Here is a 15,921-nt window from a genome sequence, read left to right on the forward strand (position 1 = left end):
CGCTTCTCCTTCACATGACGACGGGTGGGTCGCCGGAACGCATGGCATTGGCACGCCCCGACGGCCGAGAAAAATAGATTACATACAAAATCTATTTTGAATGCGAGGGTCCGGAGGGGGGCGAACTGCCGTGCGGTCGGTGGAAGCGTCAGCGGTCCGGCGTCGCGACTGCCGTGCGGGCCGCGGCCAACAGGCGCTCCGACAGGGGGGATCCGGCCGTCGCGCGGGCCAGTACCAGCGCTCCGACCATGGTGCAGAGCGTCGTGAGGGCATCGTCGGACACCGGCGAATCGTCGGGCTCGTCCGCGCGCGGGTGTGCCGCCGTGTCAGGCGCCGTACCGGTGAGCCAGCCGGCCAGCTCGCGGACTCCGCGGACGTACCCCTCCTTGGCCGGTGAGCCCGGCGGCTGTCGGGCGACGTCCGTGCTGAGGGCGGAGGCGGGGCACCCGGTTGCCGCGCCGTCGCGGTGCTCTGGCGAGAGGTAGTGGTCGATCAGCGCCTCACGGGCCGCGGTACGGTCGCCGCCGCCCGCCGCCTCGAACCCGGCCAGGAGTGTCCGCAGCTGCTCGAAGGCGTGCTCCGTGGCCTCACCTCGAAGGGCGTCCTTGGAAGGGAACTGCCGGTAGAAACCGCCGGGCGTCAGGCCCACCGCGCCGGTCAGCGCCGCGAGGCTGACCTCGAAGCCCTGTTCCCGGAACATCCTCGAAGCGGTGGCGACGATCTGCTCCCGGTGCTCGGCCGCCTGTGCGCGTGATGCCCGGCCCATGGTGCCCACCCCTTCCCGTCGGCCTTCGATCCTACGGCCGCCGTATCCGGCGCCCAGCCTTGCGCGAAATAGGCATAGCCCATACAGTTATTTCACTCTGTGGGTGACGGCGACGTTCCCCGTCGGTCCCCCCCGCGGCGGCGTCGGCAGACGCTACGGCTGCCGCAGCGCGCAGGCCGAGGACGCGGACCACGTACACCCCGGAGATTCCGCCCGGCAGTCAGGACCGGGCGGGAATCAGCGTGAAAGGTGCACAGATGTTCGTCGATGCCGCAGATCTGGACGCCAAGTCGGCCTACAAACTCCTCATCGGGGGGATCATTCCTCGCGCGATCGCCTGGGTGAGCACGGAGTCCGTCGACGGCGTGGGAAACCTCGCACCGGTGTCCTTCTTCACGGCTGTGGGCCGCAAGCCGCCCATGCTGTCGATCTCCCTGCAGCCCCGGGCGGACGGCGTCACACTCAAGGACACGTTCATCAACATCCGCGACACGGGTGAGTTCGTGGTCAACACGGCGACGCTTCCCCTAGCCGGCCACCTGCACCGCTCGGCCTTCGAGTTCGAGAGCGACGTCGACGAGTTCAGCGCGCTGGAGCTGGAGACCGAGGCCTCGCAGGTGGTACGTCCGCGCCGGGTGAAGGACACGCCCATCGCCTTCGAATGCCGGCTGCGGCGCATCCTGCCCATCGAGGGCAGCCTCGACCATGTGGTCTGGGGCGAAGTGGTGCGCTTCTACGTCAGGGACGACCTCTACCTGCCGGGCGGGCGCATCGACACGGCCGCCATTCCTTCCGTCGGCCGCCTGGCGGCGGAGTACACGTTGGTGAACACAGTCTTCACCACACCGCTCGACGACGACCTCGTCGCCCGGCATGCGCAGACACGCATGCACCGTCTCGACGAACACGCCTCGGACTGGTCGCCCATCGACACCGACGCGTGGTCTGCGTCCGGCTCCACCATCACCGAAGGGCCCAAGTCATGACCCAGACAGCTGGTTTGACGAGAACGGAGCGGGTGGCGGACACCGACATCCGGTTCAGACGGCGAGGCACCGGAGACACGGCTCTCGTGTTCGTCCACGGCTTCCTGGACGACCAGTACGTCTGGGACGGGGTGATCGACGCCCTGACCGTCCCGGGCTTCGAATACGTCCAGCTCGACCTGGCCGGCAGCGGCGACCGCACCGAGTCCGGCGGACCGTTCCACCTGACCCGCTTCGCGAACGACGTCGGCGCCGTCGTGGAGGCACTGGACAAGCCGTTCGTCCTCGTGGGCCAGAGCATGGGAACCCTCGTCGCCGAACTGGTCGCGGCAGGCCACGCCTCCCGTGCGCTCGGCCTGGTGCTGCTCTCGCCCGTACCCCTGGCCGGTGTCGGCCTACCCGTCGAGGCGGCCGAGCAGTTCCGCTCACTGGGCGGCGACGCCGACAGCCAGCGGGCGGTGCGCCGGCAGCTGTCCGTCGCTCTGCCGGAGGCGGAACTCGACCGGCTGGTCGTGACCGGCACCCGGATCCCCGAATCCGTGGTCCGTGATCTGGTCGGCTGCTGGAACGACGGGGACCCGCGCGGGCAGACGCCGAGTGAGTATCAGGGACCGGTCCTGGTGGGCCGTGGCGCCGCCGACGGCTTCGTCACCGACGCGCTGGTGAAAGCCCACGTGCTGTCCCGGTTCCGGACACCGGAGTCCTTCGCGGTCCAGGGCGCGGGTCACTGGGCCCATGTGGAGGCGCCCGCGGAGGTCGCCGCGCGGATCGAGGCATTCGTCACCGGCCTTCCCGCAGCGGCCGGCAGTACGCCGCAGGCGCCCGGCCGGGGCTGGCGGGACGCCTTCGCCAGCAAGACCGACGCCGCCTTCGCCGCCGCGTTCGCCGAGGACATCGTCCTGGAGGCGAGCGTGCTGGCCATCCCCGTCCATGGACGCGACCAGGTCAAGGCCACGATGAGCGCGGCGAGCCGGATCTACGAGTCCCTGGAGTTCGTCCGGGAGACCACCGAGGGCCCGCGCACCTACCTGGAGTGGGAGGCGACCGCCTTCGGCGGTCACGAGATCCTCGGCGTCACGGTCCTCACCAAGGACGACGCGGACCGCATCGCCCACGTGGCCATCCACCACCGGCCCCTGGAGGCGGCCTTGAGGTTCTCCGCCGAACTGGGCGAGCGCCTCGCCGGCACCGTCGACCCCGGCCACTTCTACAACCCCCACTGACGACCCTCGGAACGGAAAGTACGCCCATGGCCACACGCGAAGACGTGGAGTTCGAGGCAGAGCCCGGACTGACCCTGCGCGGATGGATCTACCTGCCCGACTCACCGGGCCCTCATCCGGCGATCACGATGGCGCACGGCTTCGCCGGCGTCAAGGAACAGCGCCTGGCGCAGTTCGCCGAGGTGTTCGCGCAGGCCGGTTTCGCCGTCCTGGTCCACGACCACCGCAACTTCGGCGCCAGCGACGGCACCCCGCGCCACGACATCGACCCCTGGCAGCAGATCAAGGACTGGCGCCGGGCCATCTCCTACCTGGAGAGCCGCCCGGAGGTCGACCCGCAGCGCATCGGCGTGTGGGGCACCAGTTACTCCGGCGGTCACGCCCTGGTCCTGGGCGCCACCGACCGGCGCCTGCGCTGCGTGGTCGCTCAGGTGCCCACCATCAGCGGATACCAGCAGGGGCTGCGCCGGGTGGCTCCGGACGCCGTCGCGCAGCTGAACGAGGTCTTCGCCGCCGACGAACGCGCCCAGTTCCGCGGCGAGGAGCCCCGCACCCAGGCGATCGTCAGCTCCGACCCGTCGGTGCCGGCCTCCTACCGGGCTCCCGACGCCGTCGACTTCTACCTGAGCACGGCCCCGGACGGCTGGGAGAACAAGATCACTCTCCGGTCCAACGCGGCGGCCCGCATGTACGAGCCCGGGGCATGGATCTCCCGGATCTCGCCGACGCCACTGCTGCTGATCGTCGCGAAGAACGATCCGATCACCCTCACGGATCTGATGCTCTCCGCCTACGAGCGCGCCCTCGAACCCAAGCGACTTCAGCTCGTCGAGGGCGGCCACTTCGCGTCCTACCTCTCCCAATTCCCCACGACGAGCACCGCCGCCCGCGACTGGTTCGCCCTCCACCTGGGCTGACACACCGGCCGGTTATTCCGCTTCCGCATCCCCTCCGCACGCCCGGCCGCCGACAGCCGGCTCATTCCCCGAGAAGGACCTCATGCCCCGTCTCACGTACACGATCGACGACCGTCTGGCGACCGTGGTGCTGCAAAACCCGCCCCAGAACCGCCTGGACAAGCCCCTCGTGGAGGAACTCGCCGAAGCGCTCGCCGCCATAGCGTCCAGTGACGCCCGAGCCGTCCTCCTGCGCGCCGACGGACCCGACTTCAGCTTCGGCGGAGACATCATGGACTGGCCCGACATGAACGTACGCGAGCTGCGCACCCTGTTCGAGCGGTACATGAACGTCTTCAACGAGTTCGAACGGCTGCCCATCCCCGTCGTCGCCGCCGTGCAGGGCCTGTGCGCCGGCGGCGGATTCGAACTCGCGCTGCGTGCTGATGTCATCTTCGCCGCCCAGAGCGCGCGGTTCGGCCACCCCGAGCAGTCGCTCGGACTCGTCACCCTGCTCGGGGGGATCTACCGGGCCGCCGAGCGGGCCGGACAGGCACGCGCCTCCGAGTGGGCGCTGACGTCGGAGCAGATCTCCGCCACGTCCATGGCCGAGGCGGGCGTGGTGAACCGGGTCCTGGCCGACTCCGCCCTGGACAAGGAGGCGACGGCGTTCGCACGCCGGCTCACCAGCGGCCCCACCCGGGCCTACGCCGCGCACAAAGCACTGCTGCGGGCCTGGCGCGTGGGCGGAACCGCGGCGGCCGACGAGGCGATGTTCGACATCGCCCTGCCCCTGTTCGAGACCGAGGATGCCCAGGCCGGTCTGACATCGGCCGTGAACGCCCTCAGGGCCGGGCAGCCGCGCCCGGTGCTGGACTTCAGCGGGCGCTGACCCGGCCGCCGGGAGGACGAAACGGCGGACGGCGGGGCGGCGGGCAGCAGGTCCCACCGCCCCGGGACCGACCGCCTGGTGGGGCGGCGGTCAGGCCTGGCCCGCGCCCGGCACGGCGAGATCCGACTGGTGCACATCGCGGTCCGCCGTGATGACGGACGAGGGACCCAGAACCTCGCCACACGCCGCACAGTGGGTCTCCGGGTGCAGTACGGCACCGCAGCTGTGGCGGAAGGTGACGATGTTCTCGGGGTCCGTCCGGGCGTACCTGTCACCCCAGTCGCGGATGGTGTGCAGGATCGTGATCAGCTGGTCACCCGCCTCGGAGAGGCCGTACTCGTAGCGGGCGGGGCTGCTCTCGTACTGCTGTCTGGTGATGACCCCGGCGGCCTCGAGGGACTTGAGTCGACTGGCGAGGATGTTCCGGGCGGCACCGGTGTTGAAGACGATGTCGTCGAAGCGGCGGACGCCGAACGCGATCTCGCGCAGGGCCAGCAGGGCCCACTTCTCGCCCAGGATGCGCATCGCCGCGTCGATGGAACACACGCGGGGGTCTGGAGTCCTGGCTCTTCTCACGCGACGAGGATAGCCGCACCTTTGTGGATTGTCCAATGCTACTCAGCAGGTCACCGGCTTGACGAAAGGAGTCGGCCGGTCTTAACTGAAGTGGATAGCAAAACGAAACCCACTAGGGAGGGCCTTCATGGCCTACATCTCCGACACCGCGGACACCCGCCACGTGAAGGGCCGTCTGGCCCGTTACGCCTACCGGGACTTCGGCAAGGACGCCCCGGTACCCCCGCTGGTCCTGCTGCAGCGCTTCCGCGGCACCCTCGACCACTGGGACCCCGCCTTCCTCGAAGTCCTCGCCCAGGACCGGCGGATCATCATCTTCGACAACGCCGGCGTCAGCGAGAGCACCGGCGACGTCCCGACGACCATGGAGGGCATGGCAGAGTCGGCGTTCGACTTCCTGACGGCTCTGGGCCTCGGCGAGGTCGATCTGCTCGGCTGGTCGGTCGGCGGGTTCGTGGCGCAGCTGGTGACGCTCGACCACCCCGGTCTGGTCCGCAAGCTGATCGTGGCCGGAAGCGGTCCCGGCGGCGTGCCCGGCACCCCCGAGCTGGAGCAGCGCGTCGTGGAATACATGACCTCACCGGTGCCCTCGGAGGAGGCCTTCCTCTACCTCTTCTTCGGGCTCGCCGACGAGGGCGTGCGGCTCGGCAAGGAGTCGCTCGCCCGTCTCGAAACCCGTCTTCAGCACTCCAAGGCGGACGTCCCGCCCGAGCAGTGGACCAACCAGCTCCAGGCCATCCAGCGCTGGAGCAGCGGTACGGGCTCGGCCTGGTCGCGGCTTGCGGAGCTGAAGCTGCCGGTTCTGGTGGCCAACGGCTCGCACGACGTCATGGTCGACTCCGGCAACTCCTTCGCCATGGCCCAGAAGCTTCCGAACGCCAGAACCGTGTTCTACAGCGGCGCCGGCCATGCCTTCCTCTTCCAGCACCCCGAGGAGTTCGGCGGTGTGGTGCTGGACTTCCTCAACCGACAGGAGAAGTGACCATGCCTGCATACGGATTCTTCGTGGAGTTCGAAGCCAAGCCGGGCAAGGAAGACGACGTGGCTCAGTTCCTCGTCGACGCCAAGACACTGGTCGACGCGGAGCCGGGCACCCTGGCCTGGTTCTCCTTCCCGCTCGGCCCCAGCTCCTTCCGCATCTTCGACGCCTTCGAGACCGAGGACGACCGCGAGGTGCACCTGCAGGGCAAGGTGCGCGAGCAGATCGAGGCCCGTGCCGACGAGCTGTTCAGCGCCTTCCCCACGATCACCCCGGTGAACCTGCTCGCCGCCAAGCTCCCCGGCCAGGCGGCCGAGTAAGGGATCGGACGGCGGCCGGCTCGGCCAGGGAGAACCACAGGCCGGTGGGCCCATCCGGTCCACCGGCCTGCGGCTGTCCAGCCGGCCCGGACTGCCGCACGGCTTCAGCCGCGGCAGGGACAGGTGAGGAAGCGGTCGTAGGGGGCCCGGCTGCGGTCGACGCGACCGCGCATGGCTGCGCCCTCCCACGCCTGGATGACCGTGGATGCCAGCTCGCCGGCCTGGGCGTTTCGGTCATGCCCGCCCTGGTTCCTGGCTTCCGTGAGGCAGGACGTGACGAGGACCGACCATCGGGCCATGATGGAGGCCAACTCCTTGCGCGCCTCTTCGTGTTCGGCGGACAGGTCGAGGGCGAGGTCGCCGATCAGGCAGCCCAGCGCGAACCCCTGCTGGGCGTGGTCCTGGGTCAGGGCCTCGAGAATCGGACGAGTTCTGCCGGGGGGAGGGACGCGTCGCTCAGTATGGCGCCGTGAGTGTGGACGATGCCGGTCCAGTAGCGGCCGAGGACGGCGGAGGCGAAGGCGTTCTTGCTGTCGTACTAGCTGTAGAACGACCCCTTGGGCAGGCCCGCCGTGTCCGTCCTCTCCTTGATGCCCACCGCGTTGAATCCCTGTGCGTGGAAAAGGGCCAGTCCCGCGTTGAGGAGGTTCTCGCGGACCAGGGGGTTGGCGGGTCGGGGCACGTCATGGGTTACCCAACGCCGTGCGAGGCGGGCCCGGCCCGCACGCGGCGAGCGCAGAGCTTGTAAGTGTTCGCCGGTCTCGCGCCGGCGTTGACAACCGTTCTGACCAGGCCAGCTGCCCTCACCACCTACGCTGTATCAAGGGGCCCTGTTAGTGGGTTGGGCGGCGGCGGATGGTGCCGTGTGCCCGAAAGGGGCGAGCCGCCGCTGCGACGTGATGGATGAGAGGGCAAGTGGACATGTCTGATGGTGCCGCTCAGGCTGATGGCCTGGTGTCCCAGTACATCGCTCGGGTGGAACAGGACCTGGCACACAATGCCGAGGAACAGGAGCGCGTCGGGCGGGAGATGGAGGCGCTGCAGCAGCGCTTGGATGCCCTGCAACAAGATCGCGGTGTGCTGCTGGGTGTGAGGCAGGCGCTGGGCGGCCAGGGTACGGATCAGGCCCTGCCCTCCACGCCGGCCGCGGCGTCAGAGGAAACGGCCCACCGGGAGCAGGCTGATGCTTCGGGCAAGCCGGGAACCCCACAGACGCACCAGGCACGCAAGAGCTCCAAGCTCACCTTGGTGGACCTGGTGTACCGCCACCTGGCCGGTCAGTCCGAACCCCGCTCGGCCGCCGAGGTCTCCACGGACATCGCCGGGGCTCACCCTGACCGGCGAGTCAAGGCCACCGTGGTGCGTTCCACCCTGGAGGCGCTCGTGGCGCAGGGCCGGGCCAGACGGACGAAGCAGGGCCGGTCGGTCTTCTACAGTTCCTCCGCTCCGGCCAAGGCGACCCGCTCCTCCAGCTGAACTCGCCAGCCGATGTCCGCAGGTGGCGTCCGGCCCTTCGAGACGTTGTGCACATGACGCTCCACGTGCAGAGGCAGAACGCTCCCGCTGCGGAGGGTCGTATGCCCCGCACGGTGCGGAGGCCGAGCACCGGCAGGCCGACTCGATCGCTCGCGGCCGTAAGGTTCGAGCACCCTCGGTATGAGTATCGAACTGGTGTCGGTCCGGCGGCATCTCACCCACAGCTGTGTGAGGCATAGGCGTCCCGGGTCAACGTACTGGCCTTCCCCGGGGTCTTCGCCGGCGCGCTCCAGGTCCGGGCTTCCGCGATCGCCGAGGCAATGAAGCTCGCCGCCGACCGGGTCGTCCCCTCCCCGTTCGACCCCCGAGTCGCCCCCGAGTCGTCCCCACCGTCACCGCCGCCGCGCGGGCGGACGGCGTGGCGCGTCTGTGACGCAGCTGCGGGTGCCGGGCCTGGCGGTCGCCGGTCCGGCAGTCGGACCTTGTGTGCAATAGCCGTAATGGGTACGGTTATATCGACCTGGTTGTCATCGAGGAAGGAAATGACAGTGGCGCTGCAACTGGGAGACACCGCCCCCGATTTCACGGCCCCGACCGCCAGTGGTGAGATCCGCTTCCACGACTGGCTGGGCGACAGCTGGGGGGTCCTCTTCTCGCACCCCGCCGACTTCACCCCCGTGTGCACGACGGAACTCGGCACCGTCGCCTCGCTCACCGACGAGTTCGCGCGGCGCGACACACGCGTGGCGGCGGTTTCCGTCGACAGCGCCGAAGACCACAGGACCTGGTCCGAGGACATCGCCGAGACCCAGGGCCACAGCGTCGACTTCCCGATGATCGCGGACGTGGACCGCACGGTCTCCGAGCTGTACGGGATGATCCACCCCAACGCCTCCGAGACCGCCACCGTGCGGTCAGTGTTCGTCATCGGCCCGGACAAGCGGATCAAGCTGACGCTCACGTACCCGGCCAGCACGGGACGGAACTTCGCCGAGATCCTCCGCGTCATCGACTCCCTCCAGCTCACGGCGGAGCACAAGGTCGCCACGCCCGCGGACTGGCAGGACGGCGAGGACGTCATCATCACGCCGGCCGTCAGCGACGCCGACGCCGCCGAACGCTTCCCCGGGTACCGCACCGTCAAGCCCTACCTGCGCTACACCGCGCAGCCGGGCCGCACCTGACCGGCCGACGCGGCCCGGTCACCGGCCCCGATCGGGTGGAGGCGGGCCGTGGCCAGTAGGTCGAGTCCCATGTAGCGGCGGGTCTCGGTCCATTCGTCGTTCTGCTCGGCCAGTGCCGCGCCGACCAGACGGATCAAAGCGGTGCGGTCGGGGACGATGCCGACCACGTCGGTGCGACGCGCGATCTCCTTGTTCAGCCGCTCCTGCGGGTTGTTGGACCAGATCTGCCGTCAGATCTCGCGCGGGAACGCAGTGAACGCCAGGAGATCGTGCTGGGCGGTGTCCAAGTGGGCTGCGGTTTGGGGAACTTGGCCGCCGGCACGTCCAGGACGTGCCGCATCTGGGCCTGGACAGCCGTCGTGTCGGGTTGTTCGAAGACGGTGCGCAGGAGCGTGGCCACCCACGGCTGGGCCGACTTGGGCACCTGGCTCAGCAACGCGCGGGCGTAGTGAGTGCGGCTGCGTTGCCACGAAGCGCCGGGCAGCACTGCTCCGATCGCGTTGACCAGACCGGCATGGGCGTCGGAGACGACCAGCTGGGCGCCGGACAGATCACACGCGACCAGGGAACGCGGGAAGGCGAGCCAGCCGGCGCCGTCTTCGCTGGGCCACCTCTCGGATGGCAAGCCCCGCAAGATCTGGATGTTGTTCCTGCAGCAGATCGCGCACCAGCTCTGCGGGTGATCTCGATCTCGGTGTCGGTCATGCAAAGTCACAGTGCCGGCGGCAGGTGAAGTGGCTTTCGTTCTCCGGAACATCTCGCTGTGATTCCTCCGGCGCCACCAATTCGGTTTCAGAGAGCTGCGGATCAGGAGATGGCGCCGCTCCAGATGGTTTGGGGCATGGCACAAACTCCGCAGTACACCCGAGCCCTCTCAGCCTGAGAGCCGCACCCAACCCCGGCACCCCGCAGAAGACCGGGTGGCATCACCAGCCTCAAACGCTGCAGGGGCAGTCCCGGGGCCGGTCCGGCTTCAGTCTTTCTCTCCTCTGCGCCAAGCCCGCCCCTGTCACCTCCAATGAAGTGGCCAATCTCATCCTATGGCGGAGCAAAGAATTCCTTGCGGTACTGCCGGTTCGCCCGCCTCGGATTTACGTTCCTCTCGCACCCTGTCATGTCACGTTCATTGGGCATTTCGGGTCAGTTGAGTGTCATGCTCATGGCTGCGCGGTTTCGCCGCCGCTACGCGCGTCACGGGCCTGCCAATCCAGTGCGCATCCCCTCGTCAACGGAGGCAGAACCCCATGCGTGAGTCACGTCTGAGCAAGCGGAGACGGAGTCTGCGAAGACTCCTCGCCGTCTCCCTCCCGGCCCTCGCCCTCACCGTCGCCGGACTCGTCGCGGCACCGACGGTTGGCGCCCAGCCCGCCGCAGCCCACCTGCACAACACCAAGGTCACGCAGAACAACAAGGCGCTGACCGACCCCGCGCATCAGACCTTCCACTCCACCGGCAAGGCGGGCCAGAAGGTACCCACTACTCACCTGTGCGCCACCGCCGAGCCGGGCCACGCGTCCTGCTTCGCCCAGCGCCGCACCGACATCAAGCAGCGCCTCGCCTCGGCGCTCGCCGCGGCCCCCTCCGGCCTCTCCCCGGCCAACCTGCACAGCGCCTACAACCTGCCCACCACCGGCGGCAGCGGCCTGACGGTCGCCGTGGTCGACGCCTACAACGACCCCAACGCCGAGTCGGACCTCGCCACTTACCGCTCCACGTACGGTCTGTCCGCCTGCACCAAGGCCAACGGCTGCTTCAAGCAGGTCAGTCAGACCGGTTCGACCACCTCGCTGCCGACCAACGACAGCGGCTGGGCCGGCGAGGAGGCCCTCGACATCGACATGGTCAGCGCCGTCTGCCCGAACTGCAACATCATCCTCGTCGAGGCCACCTCCGCCAACGACAGCGACCTCGGCATCGCCGAGAACGAGGCGGTCTCGCTCGGCGCCAAGTTCGTCTCCAACAGCTGGGGCGGCGACGAGGCCTCCTCCCAGACCAGCGAGGACACCTCGTACTTCAAGCACCCGGGTGTCGCGATCACCGTCTCCTCCGGTGACTCCGCCTACGGTGCCGAGTACCCGGCGACCTCCCAGTACGTGACCGCAGTCGGCGGCACCGCCCTGTCCACGTCCACCAACTCCCGCGGCTGGACCGAGTCCGTCTGGAAGACCAGCTCCACCGAGGGCGCCGGCTCCGGCTGCTCGGCCTACGACCCGAAGCCGAGCTGGCAGACCGACACCGGGTGCACCAAGCGGATGGAAGCCGACGTCTCCGCGGTCGCCGACCCTGCGACCGGTGTGGCCGTGTACGACACCTACGGCGGCTCCGGCTGGGCGGTCTACGGCGGCACCAGCGCCTCCGCCCCGATCGTCGCCGGCGTCTACGCCCTCGCAGGCACCCCGGGCTCCAGCGACTACCCGGCGAAGTACCCGTACACCCACACCTCCAACCTGTACGACGTGACCAGCGGCAACAACGGCTCCTGCTCCCCGTCGTACTTCTGCACCGCGACCACCGGCTACGACGGCCCGACCGGCTGGGGCACCCCCAACGGCACCACCGCCTTCGCCTCCGGCAGCACCTCCGGCAACACGGTCACCGTCACCAACCCGGGCAGCCAGTCGACGACGACCGGCGGCTCGGCCAGCCTGCAGATCAGCGCGAGCGACAGCGCGGGCGCGACCCTCACCTACAGCGCCAGCGGGCTGCCGACCGGCCTGTCCATAAGCAGCTCGACCGGCAAGATCACGGGAACGGTGTCCACCGCGGGCACCTACCAGGTCACCGTCACCGCGAGTGACTCGACCGGCGCCTCCGGCTCGACGTCCTTCACCTGGACCGTCGGCTCCGGCAGTGGTACCTGCACCTCGACCCAGCTGCTCGGCAACGCCGGGTTCGAGTCGGGCAACACCACCTGGACCGCCTCCAGCGGGGTCATCACCAACTCCACCAGCGAGGCGGCACACGCCGGTTCCTACTACGCCTGGCTGGACGGCTACGGCTCCGCGCACACCGACACGCTCTCCCAGTCGGTGACCGTGCCGAGCGGCTGCAAGGCCACCTTCACCTTCTACCTGCACATCGACACCGCGGAGACCTCGACCAGCAGCGCGTACGACAAGCTGACGGTCACCGCGGGCTCGACGACCCTGGCCACCTACTCCAACCTCAATAAGGCCTCCGGGTACGCCCAGAAGTCCTTCGACCTGTCCTCGTACGCCGGCTCCACCGTCACCCTGAAGTTCAACGGAGTGGAGGACTCCTCCCTCCAGACCAGCTTCGTCGTGGACGACACCGCCCTTACGACCAGCTGACCCTCCTAGGGGAGAACCGGATCCCGCACGCGGAGACCGTCCGCGTGCGGGACACCCGTTATTTATCGCGCTGATGGCCCAGCCCGACGGGGACCGGGCGGCGACGATCCGGACGACCACTCGATCGGGGGCGCGCCGGCGAACACCGTCGGTGTTAGGAACCATGCCCGTGGGCTTCGTGGTCATGGACATATCGAGGCGGTCGTCTGCCTCCAACGCCAGATACACGGCGCTGAACGAACAAGCCAACCGCCAACGTCAGCACCAGGCGCAGGAACTGCACCGAGCTTTGTCCACGACAGCCACACCGGCTCTCGCCTACTGGCTCATCCACCAGCCCCTAGCCGCCGACCAGAACACCATCGAAGCCCTGAGCCGGCTGTCACGAGAAATCACCACCTATGCCTCGCGCCCTGTTTGGGTTCAAGTCGCCCACCTGATCCAGACCTTCGTGCAGGACCTCGATTCAACAGCCTCGCCCAGGCTGCGTTCCTGAAACGGTGACGGGGAAGGCGGGGACAGGCCGCAAGGATGCGCCGACCACGGGTGGCCACAGGGCGAGCGTGCTGCGTGATGAACCACGGCCTACTCCACGGTGTATGCGAAAGCCGCTGCTCGGCGCCCGGCGCCGAAGACCGCCAGGCGCTCGCCCCTCTGTGTGACGCTCGCCACCAGGCACGTGCGGCGCGGGCCTGTGCGGCCGGGCTGCGGGCCGGGTTCGACCAGGTCAGCGTCCAGGTCCAGGTCTGCGGGCCGTAGATCCGGCCTCGGTCGGAGATGCCGTGCGCCGTGACGAAGCCGTCCGTGCTGCCACGCGGTGTCGACTTCCAGCTCGGCCACCATGTCCGGAGCGAACCGGAGTGTGCTCGAAGCCGAGGCACCCCGGCCAGAACTCGACGCCACCAAAAGTGGCGGACAAGCGGTCCGGGGCTGCCTGGGGGAGGGCTTCCCGTGTCCCGATCAGATGACGTTGACGGTGTCGAGGAAGCGGGCGGCGAGTTCGGTGTCGCCGGTGACCGTCACGTCGCTGTCGCGCCAGGACGACCGCTGCGTGCCCCAGTCGGGGAAGGTCAGCGCGGGGGCGGTGACGTGCGCCGCGACCGCGCCGTCGGACGGAGCCAGGCCGCCTGCCTCATCGAACCACCAGGTCCCGCCGCCGGGGCCGGTGAGTGTCAGTGCGACGCGGGCGTCGAGCCCGGCGACCGGCGCCTTCGCGACCTGATTGCTCAGTACGGCAATCATCCACGTCAGGACCGCGCGCATGCGGTCCGCGTCGGTGGACGGCACGGGCCGGCCGAGCGCTGGGGCCATGTCGTGGCGCAGGTGGGTGTGGTGGTCGAAGACGAGTGCGCCGCCGATCATCAGACCCAGGGGGTGGCGGCCGAGGTCGGCCAACTGTGCCCGTACTCGCGTGGCGGGTGTGCGTCGGACGACGTCGAGGAGCGTGGTGGCTCGCCGGCCGGCGCGCTGGTACTCGGCCATGACCTTGGCACGGCTCCAGTCTCGCCGTCGGTCGACGGGGTCTTCGTTCGCCTGTTCGAGGCTGGCGGCGAAGCTCGTGCGCAGCCCGGCGGGTGTGTACAGGCTCCGCGCCGTCGCACCGATGTGGGCGACGACGTCGGCGATGCGCCATCCGGCTGCGGCGCTTGGCGCGGTCCATTCGTCGTCGGTGAGGCTGCTGGTGAAGTTCAGCATCTCGGCGCGTTCGGCGCGCAGGGCGGCGGCCATGTTGTGCAGGTCGGCGGGGGGCAGGCGCTTGCTCATGTCGTTGTCTTCTCTGGTGGTGAGGCGGGGCGGCGGATGGCCTGTACGGCCGTGTCGTAGAGATCGAAGATCTCGGCCTGTCCGCCCAGGCGCATCCACTCTTCTGTGGCTGCCTGGAGGCAGGTGATCGCCGCGGCCGCGATCGCGCGCGCCTGCAGGGTGCGGTGGTCACAGTCGGGCAGTCGCGGCTCGATCAGCGGTGCGAACAGGTCCTGCCAGCGGGCCTGCTTCTCGGCGTGGCCGGCGCGCAGGGATTCGTTGCCGAACAGCAGCGTGGTCATCTCGAGTCGGCGCTCGGCCGTGAGGTCCATCTCCTCGAGCACCTGGAACGCCGCACGCAGCGACGTCCACGGGTCTTCGTCGGCCGGGCGCTCGGCGAGCCGCGCTGCTATCAATTCCCCTTGCTCGGACAGGCCGTTGAGGGCGAGGTCCTCCTTGTTGCGGAAGTAGTTGAACAGGGTCCGTTTGGAGACACCCGCCGCGGCGGCGATCTCATCGAGGGTCGTGTCGTCGTACCCCTTGGTCGCGAACAGTTCGATCGCGGTTTTGGTGAGGAGCGCGCGAACCACCGAGCGGGTCTGTTCTCGGATGGGCGTCGGTTTCTGAGCCATGCACCGATGGTACATCCCTTCGCTAGGTGCAACCACTTGCACTCAGTGCAAGCAAGTGCGTAGAGTGCAGGCATGAGCAAAATCGACTATCGCCGCCAGACCGTCATCGTCACCGGAGCCAGCTCCGGGCTCGGCGCGGAATTCGCCCGCCAACTGGCCCGTCGCGGCGCGGATCTCGTACTCGTCGCCCGCCGCGCGGACCGGCTCAAGGACCTGGCCGACGAACTCACCCGCGCCCACGGCGTCACCGTGACCGTCGTCGCCCGCGACCTCGGGCAGCCCGACGCCGGCCGCACGCTGCGCGCCGAACTCGAATCCCGTGGCATCTACGCCACCGGACTGGTCAACAACGCCGGCTTCGGCACCCACAACGCCCTCACCGATGAGGACCCGGACCGCCTGCAGAGCATGATCGCGCTGAACGTCAGCGCGCTGGTCGACCTCAGCCGCGCCTACATCGACCCGCTGAACTCCGCCGACACCGGCATCCTGATCAACGTCGCCAGCCTGCTGGGCTTCCAGCCGACCCCGTACCTGAGCGTCTACGGCGCCACCAAGGCCTTCGTCCTCAGCTTCACCGAATCGCTGTGGGAAGAAAACCGTGGCACCGGCCTACGCGTCCTCGCCGTGTGCCCCGGCGCCACGAAGACCGAGTTCTACGACGCCGCCGGCAGCGAGACGGCCGACTACGGCGCGAAGCGAGTCACCCCCGACTACGTCGTCAAGACGGCCCTCGACACGCTCGACCGCCGCTCCGCGCCCCCGTCGGTGATCACCAACGGCCGCCCGATCGCCCTCGCCGGCAAGATCCTCCCGCGCCGCCTGATCGTCCGGTTCATGGGCCGCACGGCCCGCCCCTGACCGGAGGTCGCCGCTCTCGGCGACCCGCTCCACATCCCAGGCGGCACTGCTCCTCCGTCGTCCCCACCAACAGCAA

The 15,921-nt window shown here is 69.0% G+C and carries 17 protein-coding genes and 2 pseudogenes; 11 read left to right on the plus strand and 8 right to left on the minus strand.

Annotated features, from left to right (window positions below; translation table 11 throughout):
* Nucleotides 1-148 precede the first annotated feature (148 nt).
* Complete coding sequence (locus RNB18_RS04380) at nt 149-766, minus strand: TetR/AcrR family transcriptional regulator (RefSeq protein WP_311712798.1); 618 nt, start codon at nt 764-766, stop codon at nt 149-151.
* A gap of 257 nt (nt 767-1,023) precedes the next feature.
* On the opposite strand from RNB18_RS04380, the gene RNB18_RS04385 reads away from it, so the two are divergent.
* The 4 genes from RNB18_RS04385 to RNB18_RS04400 all read left to right on the plus strand — a co-directional run bounded on the left by RNB18_RS04385 (nt 1,024) and on the right by RNB18_RS04400 (nt 4,763).
* Nucleotides 1,024-1,752, plus strand: coding sequence for a flavin reductase family protein (locus tag RNB18_RS04385; protein ID WP_311712799.1), 729 nt, complete (start codon nt 1,024-1,026; stop codon nt 1,750-1,752).
* The gene (locus tag RNB18_RS04390) at nt 1,749-2,975 is read left to right on the plus strand and encodes an alpha/beta fold hydrolase (protein WP_311712800.1); all 1,227 of its coding nucleotides are present in this window, start codon (nt 1,749-1,751) and stop codon (nt 2,973-2,975) included. The genes RNB18_RS04385 and RNB18_RS04390 overlap by 4 nt, the downstream gene beginning before the upstream one ends.
* Nucleotides 2,976-3,001: 26 nt before the next feature.
* Complete coding sequence (locus RNB18_RS04395; protein ID WP_311712801.1) at nt 3,002-3,892, plus strand: alpha/beta hydrolase; 891 nt, start codon at nt 3,002-3,004, stop codon at nt 3,890-3,892.
* An 82-nt stretch (nt 3,893-3,974) separates the two neighbouring features.
* A complete protein-coding gene (locus tag RNB18_RS04400) occupies nt 3,975-4,763 on the plus strand; it encodes an enoyl-CoA hydratase/isomerase family protein (RefSeq protein ID WP_311712802.1) in 789 nt (262 codons plus the stop codon).
* Nucleotides 4,764-4,853: 90 nt separating this feature from the next.
* Here RNB18_RS04400 and RNB18_RS04405 read toward each other — a convergent pair whose 3' ends face one another.
* Nucleotides 4,854-5,339, minus strand: coding sequence for a winged helix-turn-helix transcriptional regulator (locus RNB18_RS04405; protein WP_311712803.1), 486 nt, complete (start codon nt 5,337-5,339; stop codon nt 4,854-4,856).
* Between the two features lie 127 nt (nt 5,340-5,466).
* On the opposite strand from RNB18_RS04405, the gene RNB18_RS04410 reads away from it, so the two are divergent.
* Complete coding sequence (locus RNB18_RS04410; protein WP_311712804.1) at nt 5,467-6,321, plus strand: alpha/beta fold hydrolase; 855 nt, start codon at nt 5,467-5,469, stop codon at nt 6,319-6,321.
* A gap of 2 nt (nt 6,322-6,323) precedes the next feature.
* Nucleotides 6,324-6,638, plus strand: a complete 315-nt coding sequence (locus RNB18_RS04415) for a putative quinol monooxygenase (protein WP_311712805.1) — start codon at nt 6,324-6,326, stop codon at nt 6,636-6,638.
* Nucleotides 6,639-6,742: 104 nt separating this feature from the next.
* Here RNB18_RS04415 and RNB18_RS04420 read toward each other — a convergent pair whose 3' ends face one another.
* Both RNB18_RS04420 and RNB18_RS04425 read right to left on the minus strand, forming a co-directional pair.
* Nucleotides 6,743-7,132 carry a TetR family transcriptional regulator C-terminal domain-containing protein gene (locus RNB18_RS04420; protein ID WP_311713019.1) on the minus strand — a complete coding sequence of 130 codons (390 nt, stop codon included), beginning with the start codon at nt 7,130-7,132 and terminating at the stop codon, nt 6,743-6,745.
* A gap of 44 nt (nt 7,133-7,176) precedes the next feature.
* Nucleotides 7,177-7,320 (minus strand): TetR/AcrR family transcriptional regulator, encoded by a 144-nt coding sequence (locus RNB18_RS04425; protein ID WP_311712806.1) that lies wholly within the window; start codon nt 7,318-7,320, stop codon nt 7,177-7,179.
* Between the two features lie 239 nt (nt 7,321-7,559).
* Here RNB18_RS04425 and RNB18_RS04430 point away from each other — a divergent pair, with 239 nt between their 5' ends.
* A complete protein-coding gene (locus RNB18_RS04430) occupies nt 7,560-8,114 on the plus strand; it encodes a hypothetical protein (protein ID WP_311712807.1) in 555 nt (184 codons plus the stop codon).
* A gap of 548 nt (nt 8,115-8,662) precedes the next feature.
* Nucleotides 8,663-9,298, plus strand: a complete 636-nt coding sequence (locus tag RNB18_RS04435) for a peroxiredoxin (protein ID WP_311712808.1) — start codon at nt 8,663-8,665, stop codon at nt 9,296-9,298.
* Here the strand turns inward: RNB18_RS04435 and RNB18_RS04440 are convergent.
* Nucleotides 9,271-9,902: pseudogene (locus tag RNB18_RS04440) on the minus strand (transposase); the annotation flags it as partial. The gene RNB18_RS04435 and the pseudogene RNB18_RS04440 overlap by 28 nt on opposite strands.
* Nucleotide 9,903: 1 nt before the next feature.
* Nucleotides 9,904-10,003, minus strand: a pseudogene (locus RNB18_RS54065) (phosphotransferase); the annotation flags it as partial.
* A gap of 539 nt (nt 10,004-10,542) precedes the next feature.
* Between RNB18_RS54065 and RNB18_RS04445 the strand changes: the two are divergent.
* Both RNB18_RS04445 and RNB18_RS04450 read left to right on the plus strand, forming a co-directional pair.
* Nucleotides 10,543-12,609 carry a putative Ig domain-containing protein gene (locus tag RNB18_RS04445; RefSeq protein WP_311712809.1) on the plus strand — a complete coding sequence of 689 codons (2,067 nt, stop codon included), beginning with the start codon at nt 10,543-10,545 and terminating at the stop codon, nt 12,607-12,609.
* Between the two features lie 169 nt (nt 12,610-12,778).
* A complete protein-coding gene (locus tag RNB18_RS04450; RefSeq protein ID WP_311712810.1) occupies nt 12,779-13,105 on the plus strand; it encodes a hypothetical protein in 327 nt (108 codons plus the stop codon).
* Between the two features lie 464 nt (nt 13,106-13,569).
* Here the strand turns inward: RNB18_RS04450 and RNB18_RS04455 are convergent, their stop codons facing one another.
* Nucleotides 13,570-14,373: a maleylpyruvate isomerase family mycothiol-dependent enzyme gene (locus RNB18_RS04455; protein ID WP_311712811.1), complete on the minus strand. Its 804-nt coding sequence runs from the start codon at nt 14,371-14,373 to the stop codon at nt 13,570-13,572.
* Nucleotides 14,370-14,984, minus strand: a complete 615-nt coding sequence (locus RNB18_RS04460) for a TetR/AcrR family transcriptional regulator (RefSeq protein ID WP_311712812.1) — start codon at nt 14,982-14,984, stop codon at nt 14,370-14,372. Before RNB18_RS04460 ends, RNB18_RS04455 begins: the two co-directional genes overlap by 4 nt.
* A gap of 72 nt (nt 14,985-15,056) precedes the next feature.
* Between RNB18_RS04460 and RNB18_RS04465 the strand changes: the two genes are divergently transcribed.
* On the plus strand, nt 15,057-15,845 hold the full coding sequence (locus RNB18_RS04465) for an SDR family NAD(P)-dependent oxidoreductase (RefSeq protein WP_311712813.1): 789 nt from the start codon (nt 15,057-15,059) through the stop codon (nt 15,843-15,845).
* Nucleotides 15,846-15,921 lie beyond the last annotated feature (76 nt).

It is taken from the genome of Streptomyces doebereineriae (genome assembly GCF_031845645.1).
Taxonomy (GTDB): domain Bacteria; phylum Actinomycetota; class Actinomycetes; order Streptomycetales; family Streptomycetaceae; genus Streptomyces; species Streptomyces canus.